General features: G+C 61.9%; 10 protein-coding genes. 4 read left to right on the top strand and 6 right to left on the bottom strand.

Features of this window, described 5'->3' with window-relative positions; translation table 11 throughout:
- Positions 1 to 146: 146 nt before the first annotated feature.
- Both ACZ5U1_RS06835 and ACZ5U1_RS06830 read left to right on the top strand, forming a co-directional pair.
- Positions 147 to 1,649 (top strand): DUF4139 domain-containing protein, encoded by a 1,503-nt coding sequence (locus ACZ5U1_RS06835; protein ID WP_464779985.1) that lies wholly within the window; start codon positions 147 to 149, stop codon positions 1,647 to 1,649.
- A gap of 10 nt (positions 1,650 to 1,659) precedes the next feature.
- Positions 1,660 to 3,234: a DUF4139 domain-containing protein gene (locus tag ACZ5U1_RS06830; RefSeq protein ID WP_464777744.1), complete on the top strand. Its 1,575-nt coding sequence runs from the start codon at positions 1,660 to 1,662 to the stop codon at positions 3,232 to 3,234.
- Between the two features lie 143 nt (positions 3,235 to 3,377).
- On the opposite strand, the gene ACZ5U1_RS06825 is transcribed toward ACZ5U1_RS06830, so the two are convergent.
- The 6 genes from ACZ5U1_RS06825 to ACZ5U1_RS06800 all read right to left on the bottom strand — a co-directional run bounded on the left by ACZ5U1_RS06825 (position 3,378) and on the right by ACZ5U1_RS06800 (position 10,598).
- Positions 3,378 to 4,118, bottom strand: coding sequence for a DUF3142 domain-containing protein (locus tag ACZ5U1_RS06825; RefSeq protein ID WP_464777743.1), 741 nt, complete (start codon positions 4,116 to 4,118; stop codon positions 3,378 to 3,380).
- Positions 4,115 to 6,298: a PA5441 family protein gene (locus ACZ5U1_RS06820; protein WP_464779921.1), complete on the bottom strand. Its 2,184-nt coding sequence runs from the start codon at positions 6,296 to 6,298 to the stop codon at positions 4,115 to 4,117. The genes ACZ5U1_RS06825 and ACZ5U1_RS06820 overlap by 4 nt, the downstream gene beginning before the upstream one ends.
- Positions 6,299 to 6,345: 47 nt before the next feature.
- On the bottom strand, positions 6,346 to 7,179 hold the full coding sequence (locus ACZ5U1_RS06815; protein WP_464779920.1) for a DUF4349 domain-containing protein: 834 nt from the start codon (positions 7,177 to 7,179) through the stop codon (positions 6,346 to 6,348).
- Positions 7,180 to 7,414: 235 nt separating this feature from the next.
- The gene (locus tag ACZ5U1_RS06810; RefSeq protein ID WP_464779919.1) at positions 7,415 to 9,040 is read right to left on the bottom strand and encodes a DUF4166 domain-containing protein; all 1,626 of its coding nucleotides are present in this window, start codon (positions 9,038 to 9,040) and stop codon (positions 7,415 to 7,417) included.
- Positions 9,037 to 9,438, bottom strand: a complete 402-nt coding sequence (locus tag ACZ5U1_RS06805) for a thiol-disulfide oxidoreductase DCC family protein (RefSeq protein ID WP_464779918.1) — start codon at positions 9,436 to 9,438, stop codon at positions 9,037 to 9,039. Before ACZ5U1_RS06805 ends, ACZ5U1_RS06810 begins: the two co-directional genes overlap by 4 nt.
- On the bottom strand, positions 9,435 to 10,598 hold the full coding sequence (locus tag ACZ5U1_RS06800) for an FAD-dependent oxidoreductase (protein WP_464779917.1): 1,164 nt from the start codon (positions 10,596 to 10,598) through the stop codon (positions 9,435 to 9,437). Before ACZ5U1_RS06800 ends, ACZ5U1_RS06805 begins: the two co-directional genes overlap by 4 nt.
- An 806-nt stretch (positions 10,599 to 11,404) precedes the next feature.
- Here ACZ5U1_RS06800 and ACZ5U1_RS06795 point away from each other — a divergent pair.
- Both ACZ5U1_RS06795 and ACZ5U1_RS06790 read left to right on the top strand, forming a co-directional pair.
- On the top strand, positions 11,405 to 12,313 hold the full coding sequence (locus tag ACZ5U1_RS06795; protein ID WP_464779916.1) for an SHOCT domain-containing protein: 909 nt from the start codon (positions 11,405 to 11,407) through the stop codon (positions 12,311 to 12,313).
- Complete coding sequence (locus ACZ5U1_RS06790) at positions 12,273 to 13,373, top strand: HNH endonuclease (RefSeq protein WP_464779915.1); 1,101 nt, start codon at positions 12,273 to 12,275, stop codon at positions 13,371 to 13,373. Before ACZ5U1_RS06795 ends, ACZ5U1_RS06790 begins: the two co-directional genes overlap by 41 nt.
- The last annotated feature ends 200 nt before the right edge of the window (positions 13,374 to 13,573 follow it).

Below are 13,573 nucleotides of genomic sequence, written 5' to 3'. Positions count from 1 at the left end.
GCACCTGGGAACGGAAATCGGCTGCTGAACGGCGGCAAAGGGTCGAAATCGATGTGACGGCAGTAAAGGAGGGAGCGAAGAGAATATGTTTCTGGAATGGCTGGGCCTTTTCGGGCATGTTTACAGCGATAGCGGAGGCGGGCTTCATGCGGCTGAATTATCTTGCTTTCATATTAGTTGTTTTGGTCCCTCAAACGGTTTTCGCTCAGACACCACAGTCGGCCACGACGCCCAGCGCCCAGGGCGATGTATCCGTCACCATCTACAATAACGACCTTGCGCTGGTGCAGGACGTGCGCCGGATCACCCCGTCGCCCGGTCGATCGCGGCAGGAATTTCCCGACGTCTCCGCGCGCATTCGGCCGGAGACGGTGACGCTGTCAGGCCAGGGCATCGGCATTGTCGAGCAGAATTTCGACTATGATCTGCTTTCGCCCGCGGCCCTCATGGAGAAGGCCGTGGGACAGACCATCACCCTGCTGCGCACTAATCCTGCCACGGGAGCGGAAACGCGGGAGCAGGCGACGGTCCTGGCAGCCAATGGCGGCGTGGTGCTGAAAATCGGCGATCGGATAGAAGTGCTGCGTGATGATGGCCTGCCGGTGCGGGTCATCTTTTCTTCCATCCCACCCAATCTGCGGGCGCGCCCGACGCTGAGCGTCACGCTGGAAGCGCAGCAGGCCGGTGCCCGGCCAGTGGCGCTCAGCTATCTGACACCGGGCATGGGCTGGAAGTCCGATTATGTCGCGCTATTCGACGAAAAGGCAGGCAAGCTCGACATACAAGGCTGGATCACGCTCAACAACAGCACCGGCACGACCTTCACCAATGCCCGCGCGCTGCTGGTGGCGGGAGAAGTAGGGCAGGTGCAGCAGGGCTATTACGGCTATAATGGTGGCCGTCCGCAGCCGCGCGGCAACCGGCCGGGCACGGAGAACGGTGGAGGCGAGCAACTGGGTGACTTTCATGTCTATCCGATCGAGGGGCGCACCACTATCGCCAATGCCCAGACCAAACAGGTGAGCTTCCTCGACGCATCGGGCGTGCCGGCCGAGCGTGCCTACGAATATCGTAACGACTGGATGGAAAACAAAAGCGAGGCCGAGAGCGCGGCATCGGTGCTGAAATTCTCCAATGCGAAGGCTTCCGGGATTGGCGCCGCGCTGCCTGCGGGCACGGTGCGCGTCTATATGCGTGATACGCGCGGGCAGGCGCAGTTCATCGGGGAAAGCGCCATTCCGCATACGCCGGGCGGCTCCACTCTGGCGCTGCGCACCGGCGATGCCTTCGACGTCAAGGTGCAGCCGGTCATGGAAAAGCGCGACCTCATCACCACCGACGAATGGACCCAGACCTCGCGTTGGCGTGTCACCTATCCCGATGGCACCACGAAGCAAGGCTATAGCGAGCAGCCGAAGCAATATTACCGCACCCAGATGCGCTACATCGTCACCAATGCAAAGCCGGTGCCCGTGAATGTCGATGTGGTCCAGTCCGGACTGGCCCGTTGGTGGTGGTGGCGCGACCTGCGCGTGCCGGAAGAGAGCATCAAGGGCGAGCAGGATACGGCAGACATAAGGCGATGGGTTGTGCCGGTCCCTGCCAATGGCAAGGCCGAACTGACCGCCACATTTCTCACTCCCTGGTAAGCGCGCCGCTATGCGCTGCATCGAGGGCCTGAGATTGCTGCTCGTCCTGCTGCTTTGCGCGCCTATTGCTGCGAGGGCGCAATTTCCGGTGGTGATCTCTGCAGCGCCGGACAAGGTGGCGGTCACACTCTATCGTGACCCGAACCGGGGAGAGGACGCGCTCGACCGCGACGATCCGGGTGCCTTCGCTTTGGTGGCCGAAACGCGCATCCTGATACTGCCGCCCGGCCCTGTAGTGATCCGGTTCGAAGGGGTGGCGAGCGGTATAGTGCCGCAATCGGCGATCCTCTTCGGCACGCCCCCGCGCGAGCGCAATCGCGACGCGGCCTTGCTGTCTCAAAAGGGGCTCGTAGACGCCTTTACCGGCCAGAGGGTAATCCTGCGCCGCACAGATTCCGCGACTGGTAAGACTGTCGAGGAAAAGGCGACGGTTCGTTCCGCGGCCGACAGGCTGGTTGTGACGACGCCGCGCGGGGTAGAGGCGCTGTATTGCTCCGGCCTGCGTCAGACCCTCCTCTATCCCGAGGCGCCGCCGACGCTCTCCGCCAAGCCGGTGCTGACGATGACGGCCAAGGATCAGCCCGGTGGCCGGGTGACGATTACGCTCGCCTATATCGCGACCGGTTTCGATTGGGATGCCAGCTATGTGGCCACGCTGGCGCCTGGTGGGCAGTCGTTGAATCTGCTGGGCTGGCTGACACTCGCGAGCGCGGACGATACCAGCTTTGTAGATGCGACGGCGTCGGCTGTGGCCGGACGGGTCAGCCGGTCGGACGATAGCCGTGACGAAACAGGTGAAAATGCACGGCAAGAGGCGCGTTATCTTAACAGGTTCAACAATTGCTGGCCCACCGGTACGACGAGCGATGTAGGCAGGAGCTATCCGTCACCGCTGCCTTCGCCCGCACCGGTAGAAATGATGATGGACGCCGGTGAAATCGTCGTGACCGCCCAGCGGCGCCAGGAATCGGTACAGTCCGCCCCAATCGCTGTCTCGGTGGTCGCCAAGGCGGAAAATCTCGGCGACCTGAAGCTCTACCGGATCCCTGTTCCCGTCACCATCGCCGCGCGCTCGCAAAAGCAGGTGGCTTTCCTTCTCAAGGACAAAGTGAAGGGCGCTATCATCTACCGCTCGCGGATGAACTGGGACGAACCTGACGATCCTCAGATGCTGTTTCGTTTCCGTAACCGAAAAGAGGACGGTATGGGCGATCCGCTCCCGGCGGGGCGGGCCGTCCTCTATCAAGACAGCCCATGGGGGCACATGTACATCGGGGAAAGTACGACCGGGGACAAGGCCGTGGACGAGGAGGTCGAATGGCCCTTTGCCGAGGCAAGCAATCTGACCATTGATCACGACGAGGAGGCGGACGGCGTCGGGCGCTTGCGTCACACGGTGATTGTGCGCAATGCCAATCCCTTCTCCATTCGCTTCGAGATGGACTTCCCAGTGAACGGTTATTGGGTTTTCAGCGACTTTGGCGGTAGGCTTACGGCAAAACCAGGAAAGAAGGTCTGGGCCATGACGGTGCCGGCAAACGGCGAAGTTCGTCTACGCTTCCGATCCGTCGAGCGGAAGGAATAAGCGCCGTGTCGGAATGACGACTTAAGGCATGGCTTTGAACCGGGCCGGATTATTATCGCAGTGTTTGGACTTGGCTGAATGCAGGCTTGTGGCGACCCAGATTTACGCTCCGACGGTAGCATGGGTCGCCTCAGGCGGAGATGTCAACGGCGAGGTTCAGCGGTCTTCAACAGGAATATCACATAGCCTCGGAACTGCGGATGTTGCGCAAGCTGGGGTGGCTCCCGCCAGGTCCCGCCTTCAACCAGCGCCACACGGAAAGGGATGGGGAAGTCCTTCATTCTCCGAAAATAATCTTCATAACCGGGGATGGTAGCGCGGCCCTGATAGGTCTGCACCACGACCTCGTCGATTGTTCTGGCAAGGCTGGTCAGCGCTCGCGGATCCCCATGAGCGCTCCAGTCCATCAGACCGGTTATAGACAGTCGCCACTTCGGTGGAAGCCGATGGCGCAGCTTTTGTAGAAAGTCGGCATAGCCTTCGATCCCCTTGGTGGCGGCATCGAAATCGACCTGAAGCCCGGCAACTTCATTGCCTGCTTCCTGCCATCGCCCCAGATCGTGGAGGATCGCGGCAAGGACCGCCTCGTTCCAGTCTAATTGCTCAGCTCGGACCACCAGCCAGATTGTCTTGCCGGGCAGGCGTGGAACCCCCATGCGCAGGCGTTCCAACCGGGCGGGCTCACGCTTGCGCACTTCTCCGTCGAGCAGATAGACCGCTCGGACCTCGATGCCCCTGCCCGGGCGCACTCCGGGCCAGAGATAGAAGGCGTCATAGGCGGCCGGGTCCACGACCCCTGCTTCAGCCACGGGCGCACGGTGACATCCTGTCAGCAGGACCGATGCCAGCAGCGCCAGTCCCCATCCGGGCAGACGTCTCCTCACCAATAATATCGCAGGGCCTTCGCCCACCGGCTGTCGGGGTAACGCTGCTTCAGTTCGGTGAACCAGGCCTTACGTTCGGCCTGTGGCGCCTGGGCTGCCTCCATTTCCTCATAGTTCCGATAGGGGCCGCCACAACCATTATAGCCGGAAGGCGCGTAGCACATGACGGCCCGATACAGGGCGTAGGCGCGATCTTCCGCCGCTGCGTTTCTGTCGGCGATGATGTGGGCGTAGATGTCGGCGCGAGACTGCGGGCGACCGGCGAAGCCATCCGGCCCGTTCCCGAGTGCCAGCCTGTCGTCCCCGGCCTTGAACAGGCTGAACCCGTCAAAGCCGTTCAACCGGTAGAAGTCCCCCAAGCACAGACGCGCCTTGGCGCTCGTCGGTGCACGCGCGAGCGTCGCGGCGGTTTGCGCGATCGTTGGGCAGGCAAAACCATCGGACCATTTGCCCTTCCGGAATAGGCCCACCGGGATCACATCCTGCTGCGTGAAATCCCAAAGCCCGCTGTCGCTCGGGGCATCGGCGGGAACCAGCGCAAGGTCAGCCGCGACATCACCAAAGGCACCTCTGCTCAAATCCTTGTAGAGCAGGGTGAAACGCGCCACGTCGCGCTCGCGCAAGGGGCGGGCGGCATCCCTTGCGGCAGCGCGCAGGATGGCAGGCGTCGCCACTGTTTGCAGCAGGATGGAGCGGGTGGAGGAATCGGTGATCGGCGATCCAGGCGCAAATATCTGGTCCAGCCGGCCGTCGCGCTGCCAGCGGACGGCAAGCCCCATCTCCACCAGAGGTCGCTGGTAAAGCGGGCTCGCACCGGCCAGCAGATCTCGCCAGAAGCCGACCTCATTAGGGTCCCGCAATTTCGAAAGTGCCATCCCGCGCAACGTCTGTCGGCTGAACGCCAGTGGCGTGAAGCGGCCCTGCCGGGCGGCGTCGGGCAGCAGCGCTAATATGGTTCTGGGCTCCTCCCCGGCATAATAGGCCCGGCTCGCCTGGAGTAGACCGTAAAGATCGCCATGTGCCCGGAAATGGCCTTGCTGCGCCGCCAGTTCGCTTGCCGACAGGGACGCAGAATCGCCACTGTGCAGCCGCATCCGCTTCAGGTCGACCACGGCCGTTAGCAGCGGCAAATCGACCTGTTTACCCACGATCGTGGAGGCGTCCGATCGTTCGAGCAGCTTGATGTCGATCTCTTCGGCGAGATCGGCGGCGGACTCATCGCCGCCGGGTGTCGTCGCGAGCAATGTCTCATAGCTGCGGGTCAGCGCCGCCCAGTCGCCGCTGAGCCAGGCGACACGGCGCTTCAGCCCCTCCGCCGACATCCTGTAGCGGCCTTTGGGATAAGATTTCAGATAAGCGGCGATGGCAGATTCCGCTTGAGTAACCGCGGTGCGATCAACTTTATCGGGTCCGGCGAAATCACCATACTCATCCACCGCCTGCGCCACTGCGGCGCGCAGCCCAATACGTATCGGCATATATTTCGCGGTTTCCGCCACCCACTGACTACGAGCGCGGGTCAGGCCGGCAAAGCCAGCGCTGGCCGCTACCCAGTCGCCTTTGTAAAAGGCGTCCGTGGCCTTCAGGTAGCTAAGATATTCGCGGCCGGACTTGCTGGAAACGGCCCTGTCATCCCAGTTCGCCTGTCCGCAGCCCGTCTGCAGGCGTAACTGGCGTAGCACAGCGTGTTCCGGCTCCAGCAAGGCAGTATCGGCGTCCAGCGCCGCATTGAAGGCGGGGATGCCGCTGCTTGACGCTTCGCAGCGGGGAACCTCCGCGTTCGTCTGGCTCGCATTGTCCGGGGCATGCGGGGTTCGCTCCGGCCAGAGTGCTGCGCGCAGCCCGGGCCATGTCATGAAACTTCGGCCGAACTGCGGATTATTCGCATCCATGACGGCGCCCGCTTGCGCCCTGTCATCTGGCTTCAGGCTGCGCATCAACCACAGCAGGTTGATCCGGGTATCGTTGCCGGGACTGATGATTGCGCGGCCGCCGCAATCATAGTCTGCTGATGCCAGCTGCCAGGACGGCGCGCAGGATGAATCTGCGCATGCCCACAGGGCGCCACCCAGACCGACCATCGAGAGCGCCAGCGCGCCAAGCGGGGTGGCGACCGGATATTTGCGTCGCAGGGAAACGCCACGGCAGATGATGTGGGTCAGACGGCTATTGTATTTCATCTTTCCATTCTCGCCTGATCGGAAGATCGCTTTTGGGGCCTTTAGGCTTATTCCGGAGGGGAGGCATCGTGCCGATGCCGCCGTGCCAACCAGCGTCTGACCCCTAGCCAGCCCAGGAAAAGACCAGCAGCGCTCACCATCCAGGGGATGAGTGAGATCGCCAGCATCAGCAGAAAGGCAATGCCGGCGACCACATTGGACCAACCATCCTTGATGGCGCCGAGCAGCGGTCCATCATTGAGACCGGGATCGACCTGGCCGGAAGCATAGTCGAAGGTCATGGGGGTGTTGGCTAGTTTGAGTTGTGCTTCTTCTCGCACCGCGATCGTCTGCTGGCGCCGGTCCGACAGCTCGGCAAGACGAGCCTGCAACTGCGTGCGTTCGGCGGCGGGCAGGTCAGACCGGGCAAGTTGCTGTTCAATCCTGCCACGCTCTTCCGTGATCGCCTGCTCGTCGCGCTGCGCGGCGTCGATGACGGACCCTGACTCCTCGCTGTCGATACTCGCATCCGTGAGCATGCCGCCACGCTCGGTCACGGTTGCCACGCCCTTTTTCCCAAAATCGCGGGCAATGTCAGGCGCGAGCTTCATGACCAGCGACCCGGTGATCGTGCGATCGCGATGAACCTGATAGCTCATTCCAGTGATGCGGCAGCGCGTCGAGGTCAAGGCTTCGCACTGAGCGGCATGTGTTTCCTGCACTGACGCCACTTTTTCGGGCGGCAGCCGGAAGCCGTAGCGATAGGTCAGCGACACCCTGGGGGTGCGCGTGATCGCAACATCGGGCGCGGCAGGCTCCTGCATCACCTCGGCTTGTTTTTCCGAAGGCTTTTCTCCGCAGGCAACCAGAAAAAGCGCCATGACAATGACCGAATTGCGCATCACATCCCCCTGTTCGTGCACCGCTATGTTGTTCCACGGGACGGGCGCAACCGCAAGTAAACCTTACGCTTTTACATTGGACACGGCCGGTGCGAGAAGCGGCGACTATGCGCGCGCTCTCCTCCTCTCTGTTATGGTGGGTCAGGCAACATGTTCAGCCGCTGAGGGTTCGGGTGGAGGACAGTCGATAGCTTTGGATCGGACTTTGGTTTCTGAGCGGCCCATATGGGTGGTTCTACACCGCCGTGAGCCATCCACGATAATGAACCAAGCGGCCAATGATCGGTAACGCGATTGGCACATCGAAATGAAAGCGCCCATCCTCGGCCCATTCGCCGGCAATCGACCGGGGCGCCAGCCATAGCGGTAAGGGCAGCGGCCCGAGCCACCAGCGGCGCATGATCATCCTGAGCCCGTGTTCGTCGCTTGGCAGATCAAAGGCGAATCGGACAGGGCCGAAGCGTTCGACGAGCCAAGAACCACGCTGGCTCAGATGACTGCGAAACTGCCTTCCGCCAAAATCGCGGATCCAGATTTCCTCCCCATCCTCCTCGCTGAAATGCACGTGCAGACTATGGCGTCCGGGCGGAGGAAATCCGACGATCCGCGCCACCAGCTTGCCGATGGGATTTGCAGCGCCCGTCACATCGGCCTCGCCCTTGGCCCCACCGTCGCGGAAGACATCGTGTATCTGGCGCACTTCCGTCGGCAACTGCGCAAAGCGGTTTCCCATCACACGTGCGTAGAGCGGCGGCGGTGCAGCCTTCTCCTTCACACCATGCCGGACGGCGAGTCCAGAAAACGCGTCGCTATAATCATCTAAGGTCAGCGCCAGACCCGCATCCCTCGCGCCGGCCGCCTCTTTTCCCGAGAGAATCCGCTCGATGATCGGCGTCACGGAAAGGCTTGGTATTTCGGGGCCGTCGCCTTTGTCGGCGATCAGGGTCCATCGGCGTTCTAGCAGCCGTTCGCCTCGGTCACCGAAGAGGCTGACGGTCATGGCAGACCTGTCGCTGCCCCAGTTGCGGGTCAGGCCCTGAAGCGACCGGAGCCCGCGGGCGAGCGGCGCGAGGGAGGCGACCAGGCCGGTCCGCACCAACCAACTTGCAAGCCAAAGCGCCCGGTTTTGAAAGGCGAGTTCTGTGCCCGCCCGAAAGGCGACCGCTGGCTCGCCAGAGAGACGGCCGGGCAGGAGGGCGAGATCGGGGACATTCACCAGCGCCGCGACGCGTCCGGAAATCTCCTTCGTGCCCGGACAGGTGAAGCGGAGGCGGTGCATCTCCTGCCATCCGAACGCGCGGACCCAGCGGCGCCCGCGCCAGATTTGCATGGGCTGGCCGACCTGACCCAATATCGCGGCTGCCACGGCGGGGCCTGCGGTCGCTTTGTTGGAGGCGCTGATCGCCATCTCGACCGCTCGGACTTTGTCCATGCCCTGGGCGAGGTGACGGACAACCGCGCCCGAGAGTGCGGGGACGCTCGATGCCCCGGAGAGGATGACGACGCCTGCGGCCTTCGCGGCCTCATCCAATATGCCGATGCCGCAAACGAAATCGCGGCCGTCCGCAATGTCGATATAATGGATTCCCGCTGCGATGCAGGCCATCGGTACATCATAATTGAGCGCCTGGAAGGGGCCGGAGGCATCCACGACGATATCGGGGCGGTGTTCGGCGAGTGCCTCGGCAATATTCCCTCGGTTGATGCCCAGCGGAACCAGTCCCGGCCGGTTCGCGCAGAAAGCGAAAGCCTTGCTGGGTGAGCGGCCCGCAACCAGGACCTCATGACCGGCAGCGGCTAGGCGAGGGGCAATGCGGCCCCCGAATCCGCCATAGCCACCCAGAAGCAGGATGCGCGTCATAGGATGCGCCGCGCCTGTTCCGGCGTCGGCAGCCAGCAGCTGTCCCGCTTGCCGAACAGCCGGTAGCGATGCCGGGCGATCCAGCGGTAGACAGGATCGCGCAGGGCGCGCGGCACCAACCGGAAGGCTGCGAGGCAGTTCCATGGCCAGTCCAGTCCTGCCCATATGGCGAGGACAGCGTCACTGTCGCGTAGCGCGCGGTCGCCTTCGACGAAGATCAGCGTCTCCGGACTGGCCGGATCGATCCCGAAGCGGCGATAGAGGGCGGCGCCGACCTCTCCCTGCATCGACGCGAGCCGGAACCGCCCCGCGCTGTCATGGCGCAGCACGAAGGCGGCATTGGCGGAGCACAGCACACACATGGCATCGAAAACGATGATTGGGCCGTCGATCTTCATACCGCATCCAGCCGGTGCCGGAGGCCGAGAGGGCCAAGCGGATCGGCCACCAATCCGCTCACCATGGCGGCCTGAATGCGGGTTGCGGGCCAGAGCTTCGACAGCGGTCCGACCAGACGGTCACGGATGAGCGGCAGCAGGCGGCTGTCGGATTGATAGACCGGCGTGAAGAGCGCGGTAAGCCATTGGTACATCCGGACATGACGCCGACGCAGGGCAATGGCGCGCCTTATCCCCTCATCCACGCTGCCTGCATCCTCCAGTCCGCGCGCGAGTGCCCAGGCGTCGAGCAGGGCCATGTTCGCTCCCTGTCCAAGCTGGGGGCTCGCGCTATGCCAGGCGTCGCCGATATGAACGAGCGCCGGCTCGACCGGGGTGGCCAGTGTGCGATGGGCATAGGCGGCGAAGGTCAGTTGCTCCGGATCGCGGATCTGGTCGAGGAGCGGAGTGCAGGCGGGCCAGAGGGTGGCGACCTGTTCTTTCCAGCGGGCGAGGCCGGCCTCGCGCCATGCGGCCAGCCTATCCCCGCGGATCGACCAGAAAAAGGCCACCTGGGGTAGCTGCGTGCCCGGCGGCGTGCCAATGGGCAGGACTCCCGCCATGATGCTGGCACGTTCATAGCGCTGTTCGAGCCTATGAGTATCGAGTCCTGCATCCATCGGCCAGTCCAGGCTGGCCCAGAGCGCGCCATATGCAAGGCTCCGCCCCGTAGGCGGTGCCAGCGGTGTCCGCGTGCCAAGTGCATCGACGATTAGGTCAAACGGCTCGCTCTCCCCGTAGATGAAAGAAAGCGACCGCCGCGCGCCATTCATGACGCTGCCCGTCACCTCATGATCGGTTCGCATCGTGATACCCGAGCGCAGCACCGCATCATGCAGGATTGCGAAGAGGCTGGCACGGTGGATGCCTAGTCCGAACGCGGTTTTTCGCTTCAGCGCGGTATAGCGCACATCGAGGACGACGCGCTCACCGGCCTTGCCGAACAGACGGTCGATACGTGCGCCATGTCGTATGGCCTGGTCCAGCAATCCGAGTTCGGCAAGGACCGCCATGCCGGTGGGCTGGAGCATAAGGCCCGAACCGACAGCCCGCGGCGCGTCGAAACGTTCGAACAGCGTCACCCTATGACCAGCGCGATGCAGAAGGAGCGCAGCCGCCATGCCGCATGGTCCGCAACCCGCTATTGCAATGTCGAGCCCCCTCATGCGCGCTACCTAGACGATGAGGCCTGCCTTTCCAATGGACTATGCTCTCGAGCGGCGGGGAGGTGTGGGCCTGACCCCGTCCCGCGCCCGACAGCATTGCGACCACACGAATGCCAATGTTCAGCAGGTCTGCACATAGTTCGTCCACCAAAAGCGGAGTGCTACAAATCACGAATTCAAAAATCCCTGTCCGCTGAACCGCGAAATGACAATGTAATGGCGGGAGAATGCTCGCTGCTGAGAAGGAAAATGTGCGCCCGGGAGGCTATGGTGGCTCCGGCCCCGATCCTGGGCATTCTATCCCTGGGGAGAAACTCGCCCTAGCAGATCAGGAATCCATATCTTTTCACCGCAAAACCCCCTTCGACCTGTGCACATGATAGGTCGCGCCCCTGTGCCGAGCATCGGGCCACCACCCGGCCATAATGGTCGGTATCGACTTGGCGGCATTCCACTGCCTGGCCACCAACAGCGGAACAGCCTTGATTGTTGTCCGGCGTTCGCGTGGGGGCGCCTGACGCCGAAACTGAACAACGTTATTGCGCCGGCGTCGCCTCGGGCGGTCATGAAGCATAGTGCGAAAGTCGAAATCATCCCCCATGCAGCCATAAACCATGATTTTGGCTATGCTGTCATCCGCCAAAGCGGTGACACGGAGCCGCCGAATACATCATACCTATCGGCCCGCGGGATGCTGCCTTCATCATTGCTTCCATACGGATGTCGCCATAGCATCTCCCGGGGGCAGTAGGGGGAATAGCGTGAAGGTGAAGATCGCAATTGCGGTTTGTCTGGCGTCGGCCGCGGCGCCGGCCTGGGCGGACAAGATGTTCGCTGTGACACCATCGGGTGCGGCGGAGATGCTGTTCGCGCAGGGGCGGCAAGCCGCGGTCAGTACGATATCGGGAAAATGCATCGATACCCATTGGACGCTGATTTCATCGTCGGCATCCGAGGTGGTGTGTGAAGCGCCGATGACCATGGGCCAGTCGGTGCTGGGGCAGGTTCTGATGGGAAATAGCTACTCCACGCCGCCGCGCCGCTTCTTTCGTTTCAACATTGCAGAGGTGAACGGGGTGGCACGGATCCAGGCATCAGGCTGGATGGAGCTTCAGATGGCCTTCGGCCAGATGCGCCGCACTGACTTCACAGGGCCTGAATTCTACAACGGCATTTTCAACTTCATGGCGGCAGCCGGCGGCCAGTTTCCGGTTGGAACGACCTTTCCGAACCATGTTGTCCTGGGGTTCAAGCCCACCGAGGTGGCCTTGGGCAGCTACCGCGGGATAAGGATCGATGAGTTTGCGCCCGGTTCGGCCGCCGCCCGGGCAGGATTGCAGGTAGGCGACCTGGTGACCGCAGTTGCGGGGAAAAAATTCAAAAATCGCGACGATTATCTCGACGCGACAGCGCAGGCGGCGGAAAAGCCGGCCTATGCGGTCGAGTATATGCGTAACGGGAAGAAATTGACTGCATCGGTCCAACGTGAGTTTCGCGCCCCGATCACTCAATCAGTCTTAGTCCAAGCAGCTTCGCCAACACTCGTGACGGTCGGTGCCCAGCCGGCATCTGTCGCCGATGAGCTGACCAAGCTGGTGAAACTCAGGGATACAGGCGTGCTGACCCGTGATGAGTTCGACGTTCAGAAGAAAAAGCTTCTGGCTCAATGAGGTGAGGCGATACGCGCTGATGGGCGGGGCGAACATGAACGATAGCATACAGGTCGTCCGCAGGGTATTTGCCTCAGGGTCGCCCGCGCTATCGGCTTTTGACTATTTTCTTGCACATGCTGGAGCAGCGGCATTCACCTTGGTGCCGCGGACGAGTGGCACCGTGCTGGCTGTCGAATTTCAGTGGGTGGGTCAGCAACGGAACCCGTTCGCCGCACAGGCTCACGCCCACCATGTCAATTTCTACCTGAGGAAGCCTATTCTCACCGCTCACCCGCATTTGTTCGATGCGGCGACGAAAAAATATGGAGAGGTGAAGTCCAACAGTCTCGATGAATACAGACTGCACCTTCGTTCGCCGAACGAGGTTGATGCTCTGCTGCAGTTTCTACGGGAGCAGGGTGCATGGCCATCCCACCGGCACGATCGACGCTTCCTGGCAGCAACTTTCGCCTCTTTGACCGGCGAGCATTTTCTGCGCGCAGCCCAGCGGCTGGCGTCCGGCTTTGTGGATCACCCCTTCGATCCGTCCAACAAATATGATTTGCTATTCGATGGCCATCGCCTTGCGCCTAAGGCGGTGTTCGGTTTGGCTGCCAGCGAAGCACTGGGTTTTCCGGTCAGACCAGAGAATTTCAGCGGGGGAGACGATACGCTATCGTTTCGTCTACTGCGCGAGCATGGCTATCGGATCGTTGGTAAAGACGAACCCGGTCCACTTGACCCCGCCCTGGTCAGTGAAGACGATCGCACCTGGGCCGAAGGTCGCCCACGGTTGGTCACGCATCTACGGCGCGAACGCGGTACCGGTCTTGCCGCGGCGAAAAAGGATCAGTTTCGCGCGCAGCATGGACGGCTATTTTGCGAACGCTGCAAAATGGACCCCATCAAATTATTTGGTGCGGAATTCGGTGAGGCATGCATCGAGATCCATCATCGCGACACCCGTCTTTCGGACATGCTAGCGGATCACGAAACCAAGTTGGATGATCTCGCCTGTCTGTGCGCGAACTGCCATCGGGTGACCCATCGCGAACTTGCGGCAGAAGGCAGCGGCTGACGCTCCTGATCGCTGTGGTTGCATTGATTAGCGATATCATGGGCAACATGTATCGGCGGTTATCATTCTCTCTTGGCTATCGTCATGCAGGTCAAAAGGCGGCCAGCCGCCGCCATTGTTGGTGAATGCGTCCATAATGGACTGAAATAATTCTATAAAATTTTCCGTTTACGACGTTTCACGTTGATCGAGGCCGGCAC

Source organism: Sphingobium sp. TomTYG72, from assembly GCF_055394715.1.
This window is presented reverse-complemented; position numbering and strand designations above follow the sequence as displayed.